The organism is Burkholderia sp. FW306-1C-G01B (assembly GCF_058781685.1).
Window position 1 is genome coordinate 47,683 of record NZ_JBYSWZ010000015.1, and the last position, 23,008, is coordinate 70,690.

Sequence of the window (23,008 nt, forward strand, 5' to 3'; positions counted from 1 at the left end):
CGCCAAAGCGCTAACTGCGATCGACAGGAGGCAGGATGACGATTTCGAGCGAAGGGGACGGAGCGGCACCGGGCAGTCGCGCGGCGGGCGCGTTGCCACCCGAGCCCGTGACGCTGCGTGCGGCCGACGGCTTTGAATTGCGCGGCCATGTGTGGCGCCATCGCGGCGGCGGTGCGGCGCGGCCCGTGACGGTCGTCAATTGCGCGACGTCGGTGCGCTGCGACTATTACTTCCGTTTCGCGGCCTGGTTGTTCGCGCAGGGGCGCGACGTGCTCGTCTACGACTATCGCGGCATCGGCGGGTCGCGCCCGGCGCGGCTCGCGAAGCTGCGCGCGAACTGGCTCGACTGGGGGCAGCTCGATTGCGAGGCCGCGCTGCAACACGCACGCGACGCGTTTCCGGGCCAGCCGATCGACGTCGTCGCGCACAGCATCGGCGGCTGCGTGCTCGGGCTCGCGGCGTCGAACGTGCACGTGCGGCATGCGGTGACCGTCGGCGCGCAGTATGCGTACTGGCGCGATTACCTGCCGGCCGAACGGCGGCGCATGTGGTGGAAGTGGCATGTCGCGATGCCGGCGCTCGCGGCCGTGTTCGGCTACGTGCCCGCGAAGCGGCTCGGCTGGATGGAGGACACGCCGCGCGGCATCGCGCTGTCGTGGGCGCGTTCGCGGCCGCGTTTCGAGGACGGCTACGTCGGCGGCCTGTTCGAGGACGGTGCCGTGAGCCGTGCGGCGCTGCCCGCGCGCTTCGCGGAACTGTCGGCACCGATGCTCGCGATCGGCGTCGACGACGACGCGTTCGGCACGATCGACGCGATCGAGCGGCTGGTCGGTTACTACACGGGCAGCGATGTCACGCACCTGCGGATTGCGCCGGCCGACATCGGCGTCGACGCGATCGGCCATTTCGCGTTTTTCCACAGCCGCTTCACCGACACGCTGTGGCCCGTCACGCTGCACTGGCTGCAACACGGCGTGCTGCCGGCCGATGCGCCGGGCAGCGTGCACGCGCTGCATCCGGCGTCGCGTGCGCGGGTGACGGGTAGCGGCGTGCCGGGCGTTGCCGCGAACGGGTGAAGCGGGGCGGCCGCGCAATGAGGTGCCTACGCGGCACGTTGCCGCGCGCGGCCTTCGAATGTCGTTCGTGAAGCATCCGTCGTTCGATGCGGGCGCGGCAATCCGCGCACACGCCGGTTCGTGCGCCGGCGCGGTCGATTATCATCGGACGTTTCATTCCACAGCACAGGCTGCCGCGTGCCGATGTCCATTCCGTCCGATCCCGCTTCCCCGGTCGACACACCCCGTGCGTGGCGCATGCATGCGCTCGACGTGCCGGCCGCCGCGTCCCGCGCCGGCGTGCGGATCGCGCGCATCGATTTCGACTGGCGCGTGCCGCTGGCGTCGCCCGCGTATGCGGCGCTCAGCGATGACGAGCGTGCACGGGCCGCACGCTTCATGCGGCACGAGGATGCGGTGCGCAGCGCCGCGACGCGCGCCGCGCTGCGCGACGTGCTCGGCGCGGCCCTCGGTGTCGCGCCGCACGCGGTCGCGATCGTCGTCGACGAAGCGGGGCGGCCGTCGCCGGACCCCGCGCATGGCACGACGCTCGATTTCAACGTGTCGCACGCGGGCGATCATGCGTTGCTCGCGTGGGTGCCCGCGGGCCGTGTCGGCGTCGACATCGAATCCTGCAGCCGCACGACCGACTGGCGTGCGCTGACGAGCGAAGTCTGCGCGCCGGCCGAGGCCGCGTATCTCGACGGCCTGCCGCCCGACGCGCGCGCGGGCGAATTCATGCGAGTCTGGTCCGCGAAGGAGGCGCTGCTCAAGGCGCTCGGCACCGGCATCTCCGGCGGGCTGCGCGCGTTCGCGGTCATGCCGCCGCGCGATGCGGCGACACCGGCGACGACGATCGTCGAGCCGGCCGCGCCCGCCGCCGGCGTTGCGGCGTTCGACGCGGCGTGGGTTGACGCGGCGCCCGGCTACGCGGCATGCGTCGCGTGGACGCGCGCGTGAACCGGCGTCAACGAGCGGCGTTCATTCGAGCGGCGTGTCGTTCGGCGCCGCGTAGCGCGCCCTGATCACGTCGCTCATCGGGAAGTCGAACGACAGCCCCTTCGGCGGCACCGGCTTCATGAACCACTTGTCGGACAGCGCGTCGATCTCGCCGCGTTTCATCAGTTGCACGAGCACGCCGTCGACGAGCGCCTTGAACTGCGGATCGTCCTTGCGCAGCATGAACCCGTAGGCCTCCGACGACTGCGGCGTACCGACGATCTGCCAGTCGGCCGGCTTCGCGGCGAGCTGGCGCACGCCCGCGAGCAGCACGTCGTCCATCATGTACGCGGCCGCGCGGCCCGATTCGAGCGTGAGGCGTCCTTCGCCGTAGTCCTTCGCGCTGATGATCTGCATGTTCATCTTCTTTTCCTCGTTCATCTTGCGCAGCAGGCGTTCGGACGTCGTGCCCTGGTTCGTCACGACCGTCTTGCCGGCGAGGTCGGGGAAGTCGCGGATGCCCGAGTTCGTGCGCGTGAGCAGGCGCGTCGTCGCGACGAAGAACGTGGTCGAGAACGCGACCTGCGCGTGGCGCGCGGCCAGGTTCGTGGTCACGCCGCATTCGAGGTCGACGGTGCCGTTCTGCACGAGCGGGATGCGGTTCTGCGACGTGACCGGGATGAAGCGCACCTGCAGGTCGGGCTTGCCGGTGCGCGCCTTCACCGCGGTGATCACGCGGTCGCAAAGGTCCTGCGAGAAGCCGATTACCTTGCCGCCCGCGTCGACATAGGAGAACGGCACCGACGTTTCGCGATGGCCGATCGAGATCAGGTTGCTCTGCCGGATCTTATCGAGCGTGCCCGACAGCGGCTCGGCGGCGAGCGGCGCGCCGCTCGCGAGCGTGCACGCGGCGACGAGCAGGCTGCGGCCGAACAGGGCGGCGAACCGCGGCGGGATGTTCATGACGGGGCTCCTTGGCGAATGATGATCCGTATGTTGCCAAAGAAAAAATAATTGCAACATATGTTAATAGCCGGATCCCGCCGGCCGGTCCGGCGGGCCGCGCCGGACATCAGGGAAACTCCCAAGCCGAAATCGGTGAAAAACGGGTTGTCTAGACAAGTTTGGCTGGCTACACTTCAATCCATTCCGAACTTGTCTAGACAGGATTGCTCACATGATTACGTTGACCCCCGGCCACCTGACCCTTCCGCAACTGCGCCGGATCGCACGCGAATCCGTGCAACTGACGCTCGACCCGGCCAGCTTCGCGAAGATCGACGCCGGCGCGAAGGCCGTCGCCGACATCGCCGCGAAGGGCGAGCCGGCCTATGGCATCAACACGGGCTTCGGCCGCCTGGCCAGCACGCACATCCCGCACGACCAGCTCGAACTGCTGCAGAAGAACCTCGTGCTGTCGCACGCGGTCGGCGTCGGCGAGCCGATGGCGCGTTCGTCGGTGCGCCTGCTGATGGCGCTGAAGCTGTCGAGCCTCGGCCGCGGCCACTCGGGCATCCGCCGCGAAGTGATGGACGCGCTGATCAAGCTGTTCAACGCGGACGTGCTGCCGCTGATCCCGGTGAAGGGCTCGGTCGGTGCATCGGGCGACCTCGCGCCGCTCGCGCACATGTCGGCCGTGCTGCTCGGCGTCGGCGAAGTGTTCATCCGCGGCGAGCGTGCCAGCGCGCTCGACGGTCTGCGCGTCGCGGGCCTCGCGCCGCTGACGCTGCAGGCGAAAGAAGGCCTCGCGCTGCTGAACGGCACGCAGGCCTCAACGGCGCTGGCGCTCGACAACATGTTCTCGATCGAAGACCTGTATCGCACCGCGCTCGTCGCGGGCGCGCTGTCGGTCGACGCGGCAGCCGGCTCGGTGAAGCCGTTCGACGCGCGCATCCACGAACTGCGCGGCCATCAAGGCCAGATCGACGCAGCCGCGTCCTACCGCGACCTGCTCGAAGGCTCGCCGATCAACCAGTCGCACCGCGACTGCGACAAGGTGCAGGATCCGTACAGCCTGCGCTGCCAGCCGCAGGTGATGGGCGCGTGCCTGGACCAGATGCGCCATGCGGCCGACGTGCTGCTGATCGAAGCGAACGCCGTGTCGGACAACCCGCTGATCTTCCCGGACACCGGCGAAGTGCTGTCGGGCGGCAACTTCCACGCCGAGCCCGTCGCGTTCGCGGCCGACAACCTCGCGCTGGCCGCAGCGGAAATCGGTGCGCTGGCCGAACGCCGCATCGCGCTGCTGATCGACGCGACGCTGTCGGGCCTGCCCCCGTTCCTCGTGAGGGACGGCGGCGTGAACTCGGGCTTCATGATCGCGCACGTGACGGCCGCCGCGCTGGCGTCGGAAAACAAGACGCTTGCACACCCGGCGTCGGTCGACTCGCTGCCGACCTCGGCGAACCAGGAAGACCACGTGTCGATGGCGACGTTCGCCGCGCGCAAGCTCGCCGACATCGCGGACAACACGAAGCACATCCTCGCGATCGAACTGCTGGCCGCCGCCCAGGGCGTCGACCTGCGCGCGCCGTATCACACGAGCCCGAAGCTGGCACCGGTGATGGAAACGATTCGCGCGCACGTCGCGCACTACGAGCTGGACCACTACTTCGCGCCGGACATCGCGGCGATCGCGAAGCTGGTCGGCGAGCGCGCGTTCGCGAAGATCAGCCCGTTCTCGTTCGCATCGGAACAGTAAGCCGATGAGCGCGCCGGTCTACCAGGAGATCAAGGATTTCATCCTGGGCCGCATCCACGCCGGCGAGTGGGAGGAGGGCGACCAGGTGCCGTCCGAGAACGAGCTGGCGCGCGAGTTCAAGGTTGCGCGCATGACCGTCAACCGCGCGCTGCGCGAGTTGACGGCCGAGCAGGTGCTCACGCGCATGAAGGGCGCGGGCACCTACGTCGCGCGGCCGAAGTACGAGTCGACGCTGGTGGCGATCCGCAGCATCTCGGAGGAGGTCGGCGCGCGCGGGCATGCGTATCGCGCGAGCGTGCTCGGTCTCGAGACGATCCGCGCCGACGACGCGCTCGCCGACGAGATGCAGGTGGCCGTGCGCACGAAGCTGTTTCATTCGCAGGTGCTGCACTTCGAGAACGACGAGCCGGTGCAGCTCGAAGAACGATGGGTGAATCCGGCGGTCGCGCCGGATTACGCCGAGCAGGATTTCACGAACACGACGCCGAACCTGTACCTGATGCGCGCCGCTCCGCTGCAGCGCGTCGAGTACCGGATCGAAGCGGCGGCCCCGGCGCCGGAGCGGCGCGAGCAGCTGCGGATGGACGACGTCGAGCCGTGTCTGGTTTTACATCGGCGCACCTGGTCGCAGGGCGTCGTCGCCTCGGTGGCGAATCTGTGGCATCCCGGCAGCCGTTATCGCTTCACCGGGCATTTCTGATTCCTATTTGATATTCATTTTCCTTCGGGAGCAGTCGTCATGAACCATCCGAAACACATCGATCCCCGTCTCGATCCGACGCGCACGATCCGCGCGCCGCGCGGCAGCGAGAAGACCTGCAAGACCTGGCTGGCCGAAGCGGCCTACCGGATGATCCAGAACAACCTGGATCCGGAAGTCGCCGAGCACCCGCACGCGCTCGTCGTGTACGGCGGCATCGGCCGCGCGGCGCGCAACTGGGAATGCTACGACCAGATCCTCGCGTCGCTGAAGGATCTCGAAGAGAACGAGACGCTGCTGATTCAATCGGGCAAGCCGGTCGGCGTGTTCCGCACGCACAAGGATGCGCCGCGCGTGCTGCTCGCGAACTCGAACCTCGTGCCGCACTGGGCGACGTGGGATCACTTCCACGAGCTCGACCGCAAGGGCCTGATGATGTACGGCCAGATGACGGCCGGCAGCTGGATCTACATCGGCAGCCAGGGCATCGTGCAGGGCACCTATGAAACGTTCTTCTCGGTTGCGAACCAGCACTTCAACGGCGATCCGTCGGGCCGCTGGATCCTGACGGGCGGCCTCGGCGGGATGGGCGGCGCGCAGCCGCTCGCCGCGACGATGGCAGGCTTCTCGATGATCGCGGTCGAATGCGACGAGACGCGCATCGACTTCCGCCTGAAGACGCGCTACGTCGACAAGAAGGCGACGACGCTCGACGAGGCGCTCGGCATGATCGACGAAGCGAAGCGCACGGGCAAGCCCGTGTCGGTCGGCCTGCTCGGCAACGCGGCCGACGTGTTCGCGGAACTCGTCGAGCGCGGCATCACGCCGGACTGCGTGACCGACCAGACGAGCGCGCACGATCCGATCAACGGCTACCTGCCGCAGGGCTGGACCGTCGCGCAATGGCGCGAGGCGCAGAAGGTCGATCCGCAGAGCATCGTGAAGGTGGCGAAGCAGTCGATGGCCGTCCAGGTGCGCGCGATGCTGGCGTTGCAGGACCGCGGCGCGGCGACGCTCGACTACGGCAACAACATCCGCCAGATGGCGCTGGAAATGGGCGTCGAGAACGCGTTCGACTTTCCGGGCTTCGTGCCGGCGTATATCCGCCCGCTGTTCTGCGAAGGCAAGGGCCCGTTCCGCTGGGTCGCGCTGTCGGGCGATCCGGAAGACATCTACAAGACCGACCAGAAGGTGAAGGAGCTGATCCCCGACGATCCGCACCTGCACAACTGGCTCGACATGGCACGCGAGCGCATTGCGTTCCAGGGCCTGCCGGCACGGATCTGCTGGGTTGGCGTGAAGGATCGCTATCGCCTCGGCCAGGCGTTCAACGAGATGGTGAAGAACGGCGAACTGAAGGCGCCGATCGTGATCGGCCGCGACCACCTCGACACGGGTTCGGTCGCAAGCCCGAACCGCGAGACGGAATCGATGAAGGACGGTTCGGACGCGGTCAGCGACTGGCCGCTGCTGAACGCACTGCTGAACACGGCAGGCGGCGCATCGTGGGTGTCGCTGCACCATGGCGGCGGTGTCGGCATGGGCTTCTCGCAGCACTCGGGCGTCGTGATCGTCGCCGACGGTACGGCTGAAGCGCACGAGCGTCTCGGTCGCGTGCTGCTGAACGACCCGGCGACGGGCGTGATGCGCCATGCGGACGCCGGCTACGAACTCGCGCAGCAGACGGCCCGCGAAGCCGGCCTGAAGCTGCCGATGCTCGGCCGCTGAGCATGACGGCGCTCGACCAGGCGCCGGCAGACGCGACGCTGGCCGCCGCGATGATTCGCGCAGCGGATCTCGTCGCGTCGCCGTGGAAGAACGGCGGCGGCGTGACGCGCGAGATCGGCGCGTTTCCGCCGGGCGCCGCGCTCGACACGTTCGCGTGGCGCGTGAGCGTCGCGGACGTCGGCGCGGCCGGACCGTTCTCGCGTTTCGACGGGATCGACCGCACGCTGGTGCTGCTGTCCGGCGCGGGCATGACGCTCGCCGAAGCGGGCGGTGCACGCCACGTGCTCGATACGCCGCTGGCGCGCGCGGATTTCGCGGGCGAGACGGCGATCGACGCGACGCTGCACGACGGCGCGACGCGCGACTTCAACCTGATGACGCGCCGTTCGGCCGCGCGCGGCGCGCTCGACGCATGGCGCGCAGGCGCGCACCGCATCGAGCGTGCCGATACGGTGCTGCTGTTTTGCGCGGCCGGTGCGGTCGGTGTCGAAATCGACGGCACGCACTACGCACTGGAAGAAATGGACACGCTGAGGCTCGACGGGCTGCGGCGTGCGTTTGACGTCGTCGTGAGCGGGAGCGGCGCGCTGCTTGCCGTCTCGCTCGCCGTCGGCGAACGAGGCTGAACGCATGAAACCGACTGTCTGGCATCACCTGAGGCTGTGTCCGCACGGCCATCCCGACGAGACGATCGACGATGCGGCGATCGCCGTCGACGAAACCGGCACGATCGTCTGGCTCGGCGCGTTGTCCGCGCTGCCGCACGGTCATGCGCACTGGCAGCGCGAGGATCTGCACGGCGCGTGGGTGACGCCGGGCCTCGTCGACTGCCATACGCACCTCGTATACGGCGGCACGCGCGCCGACGAATTCGCGCAGCGCCTCGCGGGCGTCAGCTACGAGGAAATCGCGCGGCAGGGCGGCGGGATCGTGTCGACGGTGCGCGCGACGCGCGCGGCCGACGAGACGACGCTGTTCGTGCAGGCCGCCGCGCGCCTGCAGCCGCTGCTCGCCGAAGGCGTGACCGCGATCGAGATCAAGTCGGGCTACGGGCTCGACCTCGCGACCGAACGCAAGATGCTGCGCGTCGCGCGCCAGCTCGGCGAGCGCTTCCCGGTCACCGTCTACACGACCTTCCTCGGCGCGCATGCGCTGCCGCCCGAATACGCGGGCCGCGCGGATGCATACATCGACGAAGTGTGCGAACGGATGCTGCCGGCATTGGCCGACGAGGGGCTCGTCGACGCGGTCGACGTGTTCTGCGAACGCATCGGCTTTTCGCTCGCGCAGACCGAGCGCGTGTTCGAGGCCGCGACGCGGCGCGGGCTGCCGGTGAAGCTGCATGCGGAGCAACTGTCGAACGCGGGCGGCACCGCACTCGCCGCGCGCTACCGCGCGCTGTCCGCCGACCACCTCGAATTTCTCGACGAAGCCGGCATCGAGGCGATGAAGGCGGCCGGTACGGTCGCCGTGCTGCTGCCCGGCGCGTACTACTTCATCCGCGAAACGCAAATGCCGCCGATCGAGCTGCTGCGCAAGCACGGCGTGCCGATCGCGCTCGCGACCGATCACAACCCCGGCACGTCGCCGCTCGAATCGCTGCTGCTGACGTTGAACATGGGTTGCACGCTGTTCCGCATGACGGTGCCCGAGGTGCTGCAGGGCGTCACGCGCCATGCGGCCGCAGCGCTCGGCCGTGCGGATCGGCACGGTGCGCTCGAGGTAGGGCGTCAGGCCGACTTCGCCGCATGGTCGGTCGGTTCGCTGTCGGACCTCGCCTACTGGATCGGCCGGCCGCTGTGCGAGCAGGTCGTGCGCGGCGGCGCGACCGTGTTTCGTCGGATGAACGGATAGATTTGCATGGGGCCGGACCAAGCGCTGAAGCGTATTTCGGTCTGGTCGACTGCAACGGGGCACGCGCCAGCGCCGATGCGCCGGCACCTGCCAACCGTGGAATGGGATCGGATCGAGCGCTGGAGCGTCGATTCCGGTCAATGAGGACTCGCAATGACCGACACCATGTTGTTCGCGGACCATGCCTACCTGCCCGATGGCTGGCGCCGCAACGTGCTGCTGCGCTGGGATGCAGCCGGCACGCTGACTGAAGTGACGCCCGACACCGATGCACCGGCAGGCGTCGCGCGCGCGGCCGGGCCGGTGCTGCCCGGCATGCCGAACCTGCATTCGCACGCATTCCAGCGCGCGATGGCAGGGCTCACCGAATACCGAGCGAATCCCGCCGACAGCTTCTGGAGCTGGCGCGACCTGATGTACCGCTTCGCGTTGAAGATCACGCCCGACGCGCTCGCGGCGGTCGCGCGCTGGCTGTACGTCGAGATGCTCAAGTGCGGCTACACGTCGGTGTGCGAATTCCACTACGTGCATCACGCTCAGGACGGTTCGCGCTATCCGCAGATCGCGGAACTTGGCACGCGCGTGGTCGACGCCGCGCGCTCGGCCGGCATCGGCATCACGATGCTGCCCGTGTCGTACCAGTTCGCGGGCTTCGGCAACAAGCCGCCGCGCGACGACCAGCGCCGCTTCATCAACACGCCCGAAGGCGTGCTCGAACTGCTCGACGCCATGCGTCGCGCCGCGCCCGAGCACGGCGGGCTGCGCTACGGCGTCGCGCCGCACTCGCTGCGCGCGGTGTCCGAGAACGGGCTGCGCGCGCTGCTCGACGGGCTGCCCGACGACGCACCGGTGCATATCCATATCGCCGAGCAGACGGCCGAAGTCGACGACTGCGTCCGTACATACGGGGCGCGCCCCGTGCAATGGCTGCTCGATCGCTTCGACGTCGATGCGCGCTGGTGCCTCGTGCATGCGACGCACATCGACGCGGCCGAAACCGCAGCGCTCGCGAAGCGTCGCGCGGTCGCCGGCCTGTGCCTGACGACCGAAGCAAACCTCGGCGACGGTGTGTTCCCGGCGGTCGACTATCTCGCGCAGGGCGGCGTGATCGGCGTCGGCTCGGACAGCCACGCATCGGTCGACTGGCGCGCCGAGCTGCGCCTGCTCGAATACGGGCAGCGGCTCGTGCACCGCGCGCGCAACGTGCTGGCGAGCGACACGCAGGCGCATGTCGCCGATCGCCTGTTCGATGCATCACTCGCGGGCGGCGCGCAGGCCAGCGGGCGGCGCGTCGGTGCGCTGCGCGAAGGCTGCCGCGCCGACTGGCTCGTGCTCGATCCCGATCATCCGGCGATCGCCGAACACGGCAGCGCGTCCTGGCTGTCGGGCACCGTGTTTGCCGAGCACGGCGAGACGCCGGTGCTCGACGTCTACACGGGCGGCGAGCGCGTCGTGAGCGGCCGCCGCCATCGCGACGAAACCGTCGCGTATGCAGACTACCGCGCCGCGCTGGCGCAACTGCTGCGCTGACGCGCGGCAACCGGCGCACGCCGCCCGCGTGCGCCGGCAGACTCTAACGGTGATGCGACATGACTGAACAACCGGCTGTAATTACGCTGAAGCAGGGCACGCTGCCGCTGCTGATCTCGATTCCGCACGCAGGCACGCACATCCCCGACGACATCGCCGCGACGATGACGCCCGACGCGCGCTTCGTCGACGATTGCGACTGGCATCTCGAGCGGCTGTACGGGTTCGCGGCGGGCCTCGGCGCATCGATCCTCGTGCCGTCGCATGCGCGCTACGTCGTCGACCTGAACCGTCCGCCGGACAACGAGAACCTGTATCCGGGGCAGGACACGACGGGGCTCGTGCCGGTCGATACGTTCGACAAGGCGCCGCTGTATCCGGCGAACGCGCTGCCCGGCAACGACGAGATCATGCGTCGCCGCGACCGCTACTGGCGTCCGTATCACGACGCGCTGCAGGGCGAGGTCGCGCGCCTGAAGCGCGAGCACGGCCGCGTGCTCGTGTGGGAGGCGCATTCGATCCGCTCGCACGTGCCGCGCTTCTTCGAAGGCCGCCTGCCGGACTTCAACTTCGGCACGTCGGGCGGCGCGAGCGCAGCGCCGGGCCTCGCGGAGGCACTGGCCGAGCGCGTGCTCGCACATGGCGGTTATACGGCCGTCGCGAACGGACGCTTCAAGGGCGGCTACATCACGCGTCACTACGGCGTGCCCGACACCGGTGTCGAAGCCGTGCAGCTCGAGCTGTCGCAGATCACCTACATGGAAGAGACGCGCCCCTACGCGTACGACGAAGCGCGTGCAGCGCGGATCGTGCCGCTGCTGCAGACGCTCGTCGAAACCGCGCTCGCGTATCGCTGAGCACGGGCCGCCCGCTTGCGGCGGCGCGGCGGAGCAGCGGGCGGCAGCCCGCCGGCGCGCAGTATGTGCGCCGACGCAATGCACAACACGGCATCGATCCCGGCGATCGATGCCGTTTTTTTGTCTGATCGATATCGTCATCGGGACCTGAAAATTTGACGCAATTTTTAGGTGATATAAGCTGAATGTCAGGAAGTCGTCTCGCGCGCGCACCGGCGGCGGAGCCATCGATCATGGCCGCACCGCGCCGGAATCCGTTGCGAGACACCTTGCCGACGTGTCGCCGCGCGGCATTGCCGCATGCGCTTCATCGCGACACGTGTCCTGCATCCGTCAGTCAGTCGAGTACGATCGTGAAAGCCGCCAGCCCTTCGATACGCCGGACCCGAAGTCCGTCGGCGGGCGCGCCGCCTCAGGCCGGGCCGATCCGGCATGCTGATCGCGGCACGCGTGCCGCCCCTTTACGCGAGCCTCGTTTATTCGCTGTTTCCCATCGCGTGCTGCGCCGCTACAACCTCGTGACCGCGCACGTGTTCAGCGCGGTGCAGTGCGACGGCAGCGCATCGTTGTTGCCCTAGCGTCCTTTTCCGCTTTCGTCCCGGGCTGCATCGCCTGTTGCCGCATTGTCCGCGCGGCGGGATCGCGCATGCCCATGCGTCGCGTCGTGGTGCGCGCGTGCGGCGCAACCGCGGACCCTTGTCGTCCCGCGCGCGAACGAGTTGCGCGCGATCACCGGAGAAGCGCCCATGCGTGCTCGCCCGATCGTAGCCGTCACCGCCGACCGTATCCTGCGCGGTGCGCATCCGAATCACACGGCTGGCGAGAAATACCTTGCCGCGCTCGTCGACGGCGCAGGCGCGCTTGCGTTCGTGCTGCCCGCGCTCGGCGCGCGCCAGCCGGCCGATGCGATTGTCGCGGCGGTCGACGGGCTGCTGTTTACCGGCAGCTACTCGAACGTCGAGCCGCATCATTACGGCGGCACTGCGAGCGCGCCCGACACGCTGCACGATCCCGCGCGCGATGCGACCGCATTGCCGCTGATCCGCGCGGCGATCGACGCCGGCGTGCCGGTGCTCGCGATCTGCCGCGGCATGCAGGAGCTGAACGTCGCGTACGGCGGCACGCTGCATCAGCGGCTGCACGCGACGACCGGCTTCGACGACCATCGCGAGCGGGCGGCCGATCCGCTCGAACGGCAGTACGGCCCCGCGCACGTCGTGCAGCTCGCGCCGGGCGGCCTGCTGCAGCGGGTCGCGCGCGGCGCGCACGAGGCGACGGTCAATTCGCTGCACGACCAGGGCATCGCGCGTCTCGGCGCGGGGCTCGTCGTCGAAGCGAGCGCGCCCGACGGACTGGTCGAGGCCGTCAGCGTGCGCGGCGCGCGCGCGTTCGCGCTCGGCGTGCAGTGGCATCCCGAATGGCGTTTCGCGGAACAGCCGCTGTCGCGCGACATCTTCGCGGCATTCGGCGCGGCGTGCCGCGCGCGCATGACGCATCGCATTCATGCGGCCGGCGGCGCGACGCCGTCGCAGGCCGCATCCGACGTCGACTGAAAGAGGCCGATCATGCAACCCGAACTGAGCGAATTCCTGCGACAACACCGCATCACCGAGGTCGAGGCGATCATTCCCGACATGGCCGGCATCGCGCGCGGCAAGATCATCCCGCGCAACAAATTCGAATCCGGCGAATCGATGCGGCTGCCGCAGGCCGTGATGGTGCAGACCGTCACCGGCGACTATCCGGAGGACGGCTCGCTGACCGGCGTGACCGACCCCGACATGGTGTGCGTGCCCGATCCGTCGACGATCTGCCTGATTCCGTGGGCTGTCGATCCGACCGCGCAGGTGATCCACGACTGCGTGCATTTCGACGGCTCGCCCGTCGAGATTTCGCCGCGCTACGTGCTGCGCCGCGTGCTCGACCTGTACAACGCGAAGGGCTGGAAGCCCGTGGTCGCACCGGAACTCGAGTTCTATCTCGTCGACATGAACGCCGATCCGGACCTGCCGCTGCGTCCGCCCGTCGGCCGCACGGGGCGTGCGGAGACCGGCCGTCAGTCGTATTCGATCGAGGCCGTCAACGAGTTCGATCCGCTGTTCGAGGACATCTACGAGTACTGCGAGATGCAGGGCCTCGATATCGAGACGCTGATCCACGAAGTCGGCGCCGCGCAGATGGAGATCAACTTCGTGCATGGCGACGCGCTGCCGCTGGCCGACCAGGTGTTCCTGTTCAAGCGCACGGTGCGCGAGGCCGCGCTGCGGCACAACATGTACGCGACGTTCATGGCCAAGCCGATGGAGGGCGAGCCCGGTTCCGCGATGCACATCCACCAGAGCCTTGCGGACGCGCGCACGGGGCGCAACCTGTTCGCCGACGAAGACGGCGCCGTGTCGCCGCTGTTCCACAGCTATCTCGCGGGTCTGCAGAAATACACGCCGGCGCTGATGCCGATCTTCGCGCCGTACATCAACTCGTATCGCCGGCTGTCGCGCTTCATGGCCGCGCCGATCAACGTGCAGTGGGGTTACGACAACCGCACGGTCGGCTTCCGCATCCCGCAGTCGAGCCCCGTGGCGCGACGCATCGAGAACCGGATTCCGGGCGTCGACTGCAACCCGTACCTTGCGTTCGCGGCGACGCTCGCCGCCGGTTATCTCGGCATGACGCAGCAGCTCGCGCCGACCGAGCCGATCGCATCGGACGGTTACGACCTGCCGTACCAGCTGCCGCGCAATCTCGAGGAGGGCATCTCGTTGATGGCCGCGTGCGAGCCGCTCGCCGGCATCCTCGGCGACAAGTTCGTGAAGGCCTACCTGGCGTTGAAGGAAACCGAATACGAAGCGTTCTTCCGCGTGATCAGCTCGTGGGAGCGCCGGCATCTGCTGCTGCACGTATGAGCGTGCGGCACTGCTTTACGGAGGAAACATGACCGACCGAAACGAAGCCGTTTCACCGCGACCGGCCGCGCACACGACCGCCGAATACCGCGCGCTCGACGCCGCGCACCACATCCACCCGTTCTCGGACATGGGCGCGCTGAACCGCTCGGGCAGCCGCGTGATCGTAAAGGCCGACGGCGTCTACCTGTGGGACTCGGACGGTAACAAGGTCATCGACGGGATGGCCGGCCTCTGGTGCGTGAACGTCGGCTACGGCCGCAAGGAACTTGCCGATGCAGCGTATCGCCAGCTGCGGGAACTGCCGTTCTACAACACCTTCTTCAAGACGACGCACCCGCCGGTGATCGAACTGTCAGCAATGCTCGCGGAAGTGACACCCGCCGGCTTCAACCACTTCTTCTATTGCAACAGCGGCTCGGAAGGCAACGACACCGTGCTGCGCCTCGTACACCAGTACTGGCGCGTGCAGGGCAAGCCGCAGAAGAAGTACGTGATCTCGCGCAAGAACGGCTACCACGGCTCGACGATCGCGGGCGGCACGCTCGGCGGGATGGGCTACATGCACGAGCAGATGCCGTCGAAGGTCGAGCACATCGTGCATATCGATCAGCCGTATTTCTTCGGCGAAGCGCAGCCGGGCGAAACGCCCGAAGCGTTCGGCCTCGCGCGTGCGCAGCAGCTCGAAGCGAAGATTCTCGAACTCGGCGCGGAGAACGTCGCGGCGTTCATCGGCGAGCCGTTCCAGGGCGCGGGCGGCGTGATCTTCCCGCCGTCGACGTACTGGCCGGAAATCCAGCGGATCTGCCGCAAGTACGACATCCTGCTGGTCGCCGACGAAGTGATCGGCGGCTTCGGCCGCACCGGCGAATGGTTCGCGCACCAGCACTTCGGCTTCGAACCGGACCTGATCACGATGGCGAAGGGCCTCACGTCGGGTTATGTGCCGATGGGCGCGGTCGGGATCCACGAGCGGGTTGCACGCCCGATCATCGACAACGGCGAATTCAACCACGGCCTCACGTACTCGGGCCATCCGGTCGCCGCGGCCGTCGCGGTCGCAAACCTGAAGCTGCTGCGCGACGAAGGGATCGTCGAGCGCGTGAAGAACGACATCGGTCCGTATTTCCAGCGCCGGCTGCGCGACGCGCTGGGCGACCATCCGATCGTCGGGGAGATTGCGGGAACGGGGCTGGTCGCCGGCGTTCAGCTTGCGCGCGACCGCGGCCGGCGTGAGCGATTCGGTGCGGATGTCGATATCGGCACGCTCTGCCGCGACTTCTGCTTCAACGGCAACCTGATCATGCGCGCGACCGGCGACCGAATGCTGCTGTCGCCGCCGCTCGTGATTCGCGAGGCGGAGGTCGACGAGATCGTCGACAAGGCGACGCGCGCGTTCGACGCGACGGCGGAGCGAGTGGGGTAGTCGCGCAACGATTGACGCGACGCGCGTGCGGCCGCAATCATGCGGCAGCGCGGTGCGTCATTATCGACGGAGATTCGATGAATTCCGGCGGGCCGGATAGGCGTGAGGTTCTGGCGACGCTGCCCGGCGTTCCCGGGTCGGCCCTTGAGGCCGGCCCGATCGCTGGAAAGCGGGCAGCGCGTCACCTGGATGTGAAATAACGACGGACCGGGATTACGCGTGCGCGAATCGCTGCCGCTCGAAATCCATGACGAGCGCTACCGAAGAGGCGATATCCATCGTTCCCGTTTCAACGACGAGATCGGGAGCGGTTGGTACTTCGTATGGGTCCGAGATGCCGGTAAATCGCGTCGTCTGGCCGGTGATCGCTCTTGCATAAAGCTGCTTCGGATCTCGTGCGGAACAAGTTGCAATATCGGTTTTCAGGTAGACCTCGATGAACCGGTCCGCGCCGACAATTTGCCGTGCCCGCTGCCGGTCGGCTTCGTAAGGCGAGATCAGGGCGACGATTACGGTAAAGCCCTGGGTATTGAGCAATTTCGCGATTTCGGCGGTGCGACGACAGTTTTCGGTGCGATCTTCCCGCGTGAAGCCGAGATCGGGAGAAACGCCCGCCCGCAATTCGTCTCCGTCGAGTATGCAGGTCGGAATATTGCGCGCGCGCAACTTCCCGGCAATTTCGCGCGAGAGGGTTGACTTGCCGGCGCCGCTCAGGCCGGTAAGCCACAGGGTGCAGCCGTTCTTCTGTGGTGACATGGGTGTGAAATTTCTATCGCCAGCCCACCATCGCAAGTCATGCCTGAATGCGATGCCGATTCGGCTGGCAGTTATATGGCGTAACGATTCTATGCATCCGGATTTCTACAAATGTTACTAAACAGTTACCAAAAGTTACACTGGTAATTTTCGTTTTTTTTCGTGCTGAAAGCCTGGTGATGGTTTGAATATATGTCTGAACTTTGTGCGGAAGCTGGACCTGCAGGTCAGATAAAGGCGCCGGCAATGGCAGCGAGCATGCTGATCGAGTTCGAAGCAGCGGATGCGTGCCGGGGGAGGGGCGAGCGGGTAGTGAATGCCGAGTACCAAAACGAAAAGGGCCTGCGTCGTGAGACGCAGGCCCTTGAATTCTTTGGTGGGCGGTACTGGGATCGAACCAGTGACCCCTGCCGTGTGAAGGCAGTGCTCTACCGCTGAGCTAACCGCCCAAAGAAGCTGAAATTATGTCAGAGCTTTTGGGGTTCGTAAAGCCCTTTCTGCAAATTTTTTTCAGGCCCGCGCAACGATCGGTCAGCCAGCCGTCGACGGCTCGACGAGATCGAGGATCGAACCGTCGCGCTTGAGCGTCGCGAGCACGATGCTCGAATTGATCGACATCACGCCCGCCGCGCGGTGCAGCCGGTTGATCACGAAGTCCGAGTAGTGATCGAGGTCGCGCGCGCGAACCGTCAGCACGTAGTTCGATCCGCCCGTCACGATCTGCGCCGCGATGACTTCCGGCCACTGCTGGATCGCCTCGACGAACCGGTCGTGCCACTCGGGCACGTCCGGCCGCATCGACACATGCACGAGCGCCTCGAACGCGACGCCGACCTTCTTCGGCTCGATCGTGCAGCGATACCCCGAAATGGCACCGCGTTCCTCGAGCAGCTTCACGCGCCGCAGGCACGCCGACGGCGACAGCGCGACCGCGTTCGCGAGGTCCTGATTGCTGATGCGTCCGTCACGTTCGAGGTGCCGGAGGATTCGCATGTCGGTTCGATCCAGAGTCATTTCGCAGAATCCGGTGAATTTTGAGACGAGAATCGCAGACTCTACTGCAATCGGGCCGGTTCGTCATCGAAAAATGAAGCTCATTCTATTTCGTCCTCGATAACATGCGCCCCATGCCTCGACCGCACGGCCCGACGCAACGCGATGTCGCCGGTCGTGCCGCCGCCTTCAATCTTTACCGTCATTCCGCCATGTACGAACACATTCCCGCCTATCCGGGCGATCCGATCCTGTCGCTGTTCCAGGCGTTCCAGCAGGATGCGCATCCGCATAAGGTCAACCTGAGCATCGGCCTCTACTACGACGACGCGGGCCGGATTCCGGTGCTCGACAGCACGCGCATCGCGGCCGGGCGCGTGCGCGAAGCCGGTGCGCCGCACACGTATCTGCCGATGGAAGGGCTCGCCGCGTATCGACAGGGCGTGCAGCGTCTCGTGTTCGGCGACGATTGCGCGGCGTTCGCGCAAGGGCGCATCGCGACGCTGCAGACGCTCGGCGGATCGGGCGCGATCCGGCTCGGTGCGGAATTCGTGAAGCGCTATTTCCCCGACAGCGCGATCTGGATCAGCGACCCGACGTGGGACAACCATCGCGTGATCTTCTCGGCGGCCGGCCTCGACGTGCACACGTATCCGTACTACGACGCAGCGCGCAACGACATCCGCGTCGACGCGATGCTCGCGACGCTCGACGCGTTGCCGGCGCGCAGCGTCGTGCTGCTGCAGCCGTGCTGCCACAATCCGACAGGGCTCGACCTCGACCGCGATGCATGGCGCGCGGTGATCGACGTGCTCGCGCGGCGCGGGCTGATTCCGTTCCTCGACATGGCGTACCAGGGTTTCGGCGACGGTCTTGCCGATGACGCATGGGCCGTGCGCACGATCGTCGATGCGGGGCTGCCGGCGATCGTCGGCAACTCGTTCTCGAAGAACTTCTCGCTGTACGGCGAGCGCGTCGGCGGGTTGTCGATCGTCTGCGCGAACGACGGCGAGGCCGCGACGGTGCTGAGCCAGTTGCAGGCCGGCGTGCGACGTACCTATTCGAGCCCGCCGCTGTTCGGTGCGCAGCTCGTGTCGACGGTGCTGAACGACGACGTGCTGCGCGCGCGCTGGGAAGACGAAGTCGCGCAGGTGCGCACGCGCATCAAGCGGATGCGCGGCGAGCTGAAGGCGCGCCTCGATGCGCGCCTGCCGGGACGCGCGTTCGACGCGCTCGTCGCGCAGCGCGGGATGTTCAGCTATACGGGCATCGCCGCGGCCGACGTCGACCGGCTGCGGGCATCGCACGGCGTCTATCTGCTGCGCTCGGGCCGCATGTGCATCGCGGGCCTGAACGACGCGAACGTCGACCATGTCGCGAACGCGATCGCCGACGTGCTCGGCGGTGCGTCGCGCCACGCCGCCTGAGCGTCCCGATCCAGATCATAAGGAGGACAAACGATGGCTGAAACGATCCCGGTCGACTTGCCGCAGCTCGCGCAACCGTTCTCGTGGGCGACCCGCGCGGGCGGGCTGATGTTTACCGGTCACGGGCCGGTCGCTGCGTCCGGCGCGATCGTCGGCGACACGATGGCCGAGCAGGCGCGCGTCACGCTCGCGAATCTCGCGAAGGCCGTCGCGGCGGCCGGCGCGACGATGGACGATGTCGCGCAGGTGCTCGTCTACCTGTCCGACGTGAAGGCGATGCCCGAATTCGACGCCGAATACCGGCGTCACTTCCGCGAACCGTATCCGAACCGTACGTGTGTCGGCGTGCAGGGTTTCGCGCATCCGGCGATGTGCGTCGAGCTCGTCGCGTACGTCGCGCTGCCCGTGGCGCGCATCTAGCAGGAACGCCGCGTTGCGCGGCGTGCAGTTACCACAATCATCGAGAAACGAGAACAGGACTGGAGGAGAGCATGATGAAGACCTATCGATTCGCACTGCCAATGATGATGGCCGCGCTCACCGCGAGCGGCGCGATGGCGCAGAGCGGCGTGACGCTGTACGGCATCGTCGACCAGAGCATCCGCTACACGACGCATGCCGACGCGTCGAACGACGCGAGCGTGCAGATGACCAACGGCGCGATCACGAACAGCCGCTGGGGGCTTAAGGGGAGCGAAGCGCTCGGCGGCGGGCTGCAGGCGATCTTCCGGCTCGAGAGCGGCTTCGAGCCGCAAAACGGGCAGCTCGACGGTGCGTTGTTCGGCCGCTACGCGTATGTCGGCCTCGCGAGCGACTGGGGCACCGTGAAGCTCGGTCGCCAGGCGACCGAGGCGTTCAACCTGTTCGGCGATCTCGATCCGCTGACGGTCGGCAACTACACGGCCAACATGTGGCCGTACTTCCTCACGCAAGGCCGCGCGAGCAACGTCGTCAGCTACGACGGCACGTTCGGCGGGCTGAACGTCGGCGCGAGCTACGGCTTCGGCGGCGTCGCGGGCAGCCTCGGCGCGAATGCATACTGGGGCACGCACGTGTCGTACACGCAGGGCGGCCTGATGGTCGGCGCGACGTACCAGCAGGTGCGCGACCTGAAGAGCCGCGCGCAGCAGGCGTGGGGTGCGGGCGCGCGCTACGCGTTCGGTGCGGCGACGCTGTACGCGGGTTATCTCGGCGGCATCGATCGCTCGGGCGTGCTCGACGAGACGCTGCTGAACGCGCCGGGCCGCCAGGTGAGCTACGGGTCGTTCGCGGACAACCCGCGCCGCGACGCGATCTTCTACACGGGCGCGAGCGTCAAGGTCACGCCGGCGGTGTCGGTGACGGGCGTCGCGTATTACGACGACATCCGCAACGTCAACGGCGTCGCCGGCAACGGCGGCAAGCGCTATACGGGCGTGCTCGAGGCCGAGTACGCGCTGTCGAAGGCGACGCAGGTCTACGCGACGGTCGACTACAACCGCGTGACCGGCGGCGCATTCACCGAAATGTCCGGGCGCGGCAACCAGACGGGCATCGCGGCCGGCCTGCGCCATCTGTTCTGAACCCGCGGCGCGCGGCGGCCGGCCGGTCCGGCGCCGGCCCGCGCGCCGCCGACGTTTCGACCGGACAATCGCTTTCGAACGAGGTCATTCGATGCAATCAGAAGGGCAATTCCAGCATATCGCGGCGCGCGAGCAAGGTCTGCGCCGCACGCTTTCCGCGCGGCAGATGGCGATGATCGCGATCGGCGGCGCCATCGGCACCGGTCTTTTTCTCGGCAGCGGCTTCGCGATCGGCTTCGCGGGCCCGAGCGTGCTCGTCAGCTACGCGATCGGCGCATTCATCTCGCTGCTGCTGATGGGCTGTCTCGCCGAGATGACGGTCGCGCACCCGACATCCGGTTCGTTCGGCGCGTACGCCGAACATTACGTGAGCCCGTGGGCGGGGTTCCTCGTGCGCTACGCGTACTGGGCGTGCATCGTGCTCGCGGTCGGCACCGAGGTCACCGCGATCGCGCTGTACATGAAGTATTGGTTGCCCGGCGTGCCGGGCTGGCTGTGGATCGTCGGTTTCTCGGCGCTGCTGGTGTTCGTCAACGCGCGCAGCGTCGACGTGTTCGGCGCGGTCGAATACGGTTTCTCGGTCGTGAAGATCGCGGCGATCGTCGGCTTCATCGTGCTCGGCGCGTATGTCGTGTTCGGCAATCCGGGGCTGGTCGGCGACGGCGCGGCACGCGCGGGCTTCCACCATTACACGGATCGCGGCGGCTTCTTTCCGAAGGGCCCGTGGGGGACGTGGGTCGCGGTGATCGTGTCGATCTTCAGCTACCTGAGCATCGAGATGATCGCGGTCGCGGCCGGCGAAGCGGAGGATCCCGAGCGCGCGGTTACGCGTGCGTTCCGCTCGACGATCGTGCGGCTCGTGCTGTTCTACCTCGTCACGCTCGCGCTGATGCTCGCGATCGTCCCGTGGACGGCGGCGGGGCGCGACGAAAGCCCGTTCGTGAAGGTGATGGAGGCGATCCGCCTGCCGGGCGCGGCCGGGCTGATCAACTTCGTCGTGCTGGTTGCCGCGCTGTCCGCGATGAACAGCCAGCTCTACATCACGACGCGGATGATGTTCAGCCTGTCGCGCGCGGGGCACGCACCCAAGGCGCTCGGCGAAGTGAACGCGCGCGGCGTGCCGTTCGGCGCGCTGATGCTGTCGACGCTCGGCATCGCGCTCGCGACGGTGCTGAGCGTGCTGTATCCGGACGCGTCGTTCACGATCATGATGGCGGTGTCGATGTTCGGCGCGCTGTTCACGTGGATGATGATCTTCGTCACGCATTACTGTTTCCGGCGGCGCCGCGCGGCGCTCGGCCTGCCGGCGCCCGCGTTCCGGATGCGAGGTTTTCCGCTGCTGACGCTGCTCGGCGCGGGCCTGATGCTCGCGGTGATGGTGACGACCTACTTCACGGCCGAATTCCACATGACGCTGATCTTCGGCATTCCGTTCCTGGTCGCGCTGTCGGTCGTGTACGCGGTGTGGTATCGGCGTGCGCAGCCGGTGCTGCAGCCCGAAGCGAAGTAGCGAAGTAGCGGAGCCGTGCTCCTGCTCAGCCCGCGAGCGCGGGCAGTGCGTCGATCGACGCGCGCACGTAGTCGGCGAAGCGCAGCGCCACCGGTTCGGCGGTGCCGCTGCGCTTCAGCGCGAGCGTGCGCGATTCGAGCGACGCGTCCTTCAGCGGCCGGAACGCGAGCCGGTCGCTTTTCACCTGCTGCAGCACGCGCGGCACCAGCGCGATGCCCATCCCGAACTCGATCATCGACAGGATCGTCTGCCACAGCCGCGCCTCGTGGCGGATCAGCGGGCTGAATCCCGCGTTCACGCACTGCGCGATGATCAGGTCGTGATAGTGCGGCGCGGCGTCGCGCGGAAACAGGATGAACGGTTCCGCCGCGAGCGCGGCGAGCGCGACCTGCTTGCGACGTGCGAGCGGATGCGCGGCCGGCAGGCAGCATACGAACGGCTCCGCATAGACGGGCGCCGATTCGACCTCGGGCGGGAAATGGCCCCAGTGCGCATAACCGAGATCGATCTGGCCGCGCTGGATTGCCTGCACCTGCGCGTGCGTGTTCATCTCGCTCAGCACGACCTCGACGCCCGGATAGTCGGCCTCGAAGCGCCGCACCGCATCGGGCAGCCCGCGATACAGCATCGAATGGACGAAGCCGATCCGCAGCCGGCCCGCGAGGCCCGACGCGGAGCGCACCGTCAGGCGCTCGGCCTCGGCTGCCTGCAGCAGCAGCCGGCGCGCTTCGCCGAGCAGCACCTCGCCCGCGTTGGTCAGCGCGACGGTCTTGTTGGTGCGCGAGAAAAGCTGCACGCCGAGCGCGTCCTCGAACTTGCGGATGTCGAAGCTCAGCGCGGGCTGCGAGATGTACAGACGCTTCGCCGCGCGCCCGAAATGCAACTCCTCGGCGACCGCCACGAAGTAGCGCAACTGCCTCAGTTCCATGGTGTCGCCTCCCGGCGTTGGCATCGATAAGCGATATCTATCGTACCGGATAAATCCTGTATTGGACGCTTATCGATCGCACGCCTACGCTCTGCGGAAGCCTTGGCACGAGGCCGGCCGGGCGCCGCGGCGCCCGCTC

20 protein-coding genes and 1 tRNA gene are annotated in these 23,008 nt (G+C 67.5%); 16 read left to right on the forward strand and 5 right to left on the reverse strand.

What is annotated here, in order from left to right; genetic code table 11:
- Window positions 1-35 precede the first annotated feature (35 nt).
- Together AC3WLY_RS26800 and AC3WLY_RS26805 are read left to right on the forward strand one after the other, a co-directional pair.
- The gene (locus AC3WLY_RS26800) at window positions 36-1,076 is read left to right on the forward strand and encodes an alpha/beta hydrolase family protein (protein WP_175964155.1); all 1,041 of its coding nucleotides are present in this window, start codon (window positions 36-38) and stop codon (window positions 1,074-1,076) included.
- A gap of 183 nt (window positions 1,077-1,259) precedes the next feature.
- Window positions 1,260-2,015: a 4'-phosphopantetheinyl transferase family protein gene (locus AC3WLY_RS26805; RefSeq protein ID WP_492310524.1), complete on the forward strand. Its 756-nt coding sequence runs from the start codon at window positions 1,260-1,262 to the stop codon at window positions 2,013-2,015.
- A gap of 21 nt (window positions 2,016-2,036) precedes the next feature.
- Here the strand turns inward: AC3WLY_RS26805 and AC3WLY_RS26810 are convergent, their stop codons facing one another.
- Window positions 2,037-2,957 (reverse strand): glutamate/aspartate ABC transporter substrate-binding protein, encoded by a 921-nt coding sequence (locus tag AC3WLY_RS26810; protein ID WP_492310523.1) that lies wholly within the window; start codon window positions 2,955-2,957, stop codon window positions 2,037-2,039.
- A gap of 214 nt (window positions 2,958-3,171) precedes the next feature.
- On the opposite strand from AC3WLY_RS26810, the gene hutH reads away from it, so the two are divergent.
- The 10 genes from hutH (at window position 3,172) to AC3WLY_RS26860 (ending at window position 15,693) form a co-directional block, all read left to right on the forward strand.
- Window positions 3,172-4,695: a histidine ammonia-lyase gene (gene hutH, locus AC3WLY_RS26815; protein ID WP_175964152.1), complete on the forward strand. Its 1,524-nt coding sequence runs from the start codon at window positions 3,172-3,174 to the stop codon at window positions 4,693-4,695.
- A gap of 4 nt (window positions 4,696-4,699) precedes the next feature.
- Window positions 4,700-5,395 carry a histidine utilization transcriptional repressor HutC gene (gene hutC, locus AC3WLY_RS26820; protein WP_072436960.1) on the forward strand — a complete coding sequence of 232 codons (696 nt, stop codon included), beginning with the start codon at window positions 4,700-4,702 and terminating at the stop codon, window positions 5,393-5,395.
- Window positions 5,396-5,434: 39 nt separating this feature from the next.
- Window positions 5,435-7,123 carry a urocanate hydratase gene (gene hutU / locus AC3WLY_RS26825; protein ID WP_492310522.1) on the forward strand — a complete coding sequence of 563 codons (1,689 nt, stop codon included), beginning with the start codon at window positions 5,435-5,437 and terminating at the stop codon, window positions 7,121-7,123.
- 2 nt (window positions 7,124-7,125) lie between these two features.
- Window positions 7,126-7,749 (forward strand): HutD/Ves family protein, encoded by a 624-nt coding sequence (locus AC3WLY_RS26830; RefSeq protein ID WP_492310521.1) that lies wholly within the window; start codon window positions 7,126-7,128, stop codon window positions 7,747-7,749.
- A 4-nt stretch (window positions 7,750-7,753) separates the two neighbouring features.
- On the forward strand, window positions 7,754-8,977 hold the full coding sequence (hutI, locus tag AC3WLY_RS26835) for an imidazolonepropionase (protein ID WP_492310520.1): 1,224 nt from the start codon (window positions 7,754-7,756) through the stop codon (window positions 8,975-8,977).
- A gap of 153 nt (window positions 8,978-9,130) precedes the next feature.
- Window positions 9,131-10,507: a formimidoylglutamate deiminase gene (locus tag AC3WLY_RS26840; protein ID WP_492310519.1), complete on the forward strand. Its 1,377-nt coding sequence runs from the start codon at window positions 9,131-9,133 to the stop codon at window positions 10,505-10,507.
- Between the two features lie 59 nt (window positions 10,508-10,566).
- A complete protein-coding gene (gene hutG / locus AC3WLY_RS26845; RefSeq protein WP_072436964.1) occupies window positions 10,567-11,364 on the forward strand; it encodes an N-formylglutamate deformylase in 798 nt (265 codons plus the stop codon).
- Between the two features lie 746 nt (window positions 11,365-12,110).
- A complete protein-coding gene (locus tag AC3WLY_RS26850; protein ID WP_175964148.1) occupies window positions 12,111-12,917 on the forward strand; it encodes a gamma-glutamyl-gamma-aminobutyrate hydrolase family protein in 807 nt (268 codons plus the stop codon).
- A 12-nt stretch (window positions 12,918-12,929) separates the two neighbouring features.
- Window positions 12,930-14,267: a glutamine synthetase family protein gene (locus AC3WLY_RS26855; RefSeq protein ID WP_175964147.1), complete on the forward strand. Its 1,338-nt coding sequence runs from the start codon at window positions 12,930-12,932 to the stop codon at window positions 14,265-14,267.
- Window positions 14,268-14,295: 28 nt separating this feature from the next.
- Window positions 14,296-15,693: an aspartate aminotransferase family protein gene (locus AC3WLY_RS26860; protein WP_492332731.1), complete on the forward strand. Its 1,398-nt coding sequence runs from the start codon at window positions 14,296-14,298 to the stop codon at window positions 15,691-15,693.
- 213 nt (window positions 15,694-15,906) lie between these two features.
- Here the strand turns inward: AC3WLY_RS26860 and cysC are convergent, their stop codons facing one another.
- The 3 genes from cysC to AC3WLY_RS26875 all read right to left on the reverse strand — a co-directional run bounded on the left by cysC (window position 15,907) and on the right by AC3WLY_RS26875 (window position 17,463).
- Window positions 15,907-16,449, reverse strand: coding sequence for an adenylyl-sulfate kinase (cysC, locus tag AC3WLY_RS26865; protein WP_310141567.1), 543 nt, complete (start codon window positions 16,447-16,449; stop codon window positions 15,907-15,909).
- 374 nt (window positions 16,450-16,823) lie between these two features.
- Window positions 16,824-16,898 (reverse strand) — tRNA-Val (locus AC3WLY_RS26870).
- Between the two features lie 82 nt (window positions 16,899-16,980).
- On the reverse strand, window positions 16,981-17,463 hold the full coding sequence (locus AC3WLY_RS26875; protein ID WP_175961275.1) for an Lrp/AsnC family transcriptional regulator: 483 nt from the start codon (window positions 17,461-17,463) through the stop codon (window positions 16,981-16,983).
- A 191-nt stretch (window positions 17,464-17,654) separates the two neighbouring features.
- On the opposite strand from AC3WLY_RS26875, the gene AC3WLY_RS26880 reads away from it, so the two are divergent.
- The 4 genes from AC3WLY_RS26880 (at window position 17,655) to AC3WLY_RS26895 (ending at window position 21,941) form a co-directional block, all read left to right on the forward strand.
- Window positions 17,655-18,869 (forward strand): amino acid aminotransferase, encoded by a 1,215-nt coding sequence (locus tag AC3WLY_RS26880; protein WP_492309321.1) that lies wholly within the window; start codon window positions 17,655-17,657, stop codon window positions 18,867-18,869.
- A gap of 33 nt (window positions 18,870-18,902) precedes the next feature.
- Window positions 18,903-19,289 carry a RidA family protein gene (locus tag AC3WLY_RS26885; protein ID WP_310141574.1) on the forward strand — a complete coding sequence of 129 codons (387 nt, stop codon included), beginning with the start codon at window positions 18,903-18,905 and terminating at the stop codon, window positions 19,287-19,289.
- A 74-nt stretch (window positions 19,290-19,363) separates the two neighbouring features.
- Window positions 19,364-20,431, forward strand: a complete 1,068-nt coding sequence (locus AC3WLY_RS26890) for a porin (protein WP_492309320.1) — start codon at window positions 19,364-19,366, stop codon at window positions 20,429-20,431.
- A 91-nt stretch (window positions 20,432-20,522) separates the two neighbouring features.
- Window positions 20,523-21,941: an amino acid permease gene (locus tag AC3WLY_RS26895; RefSeq protein ID WP_492309319.1), complete on the forward strand. Its 1,419-nt coding sequence runs from the start codon at window positions 20,523-20,525 to the stop codon at window positions 21,939-21,941.
- A 25-nt stretch (window positions 21,942-21,966) separates the two neighbouring features.
- Here the strand turns inward: AC3WLY_RS26895 and AC3WLY_RS26900 are convergent, their stop codons facing one another.
- Window positions 21,967-22,869, reverse strand: a complete 903-nt coding sequence (locus AC3WLY_RS26900; RefSeq protein WP_492309318.1) for a LysR family transcriptional regulator — start codon at window positions 22,867-22,869, stop codon at window positions 21,967-21,969.
- Window positions 22,870-23,008: the final 139 nt, after the last annotated feature.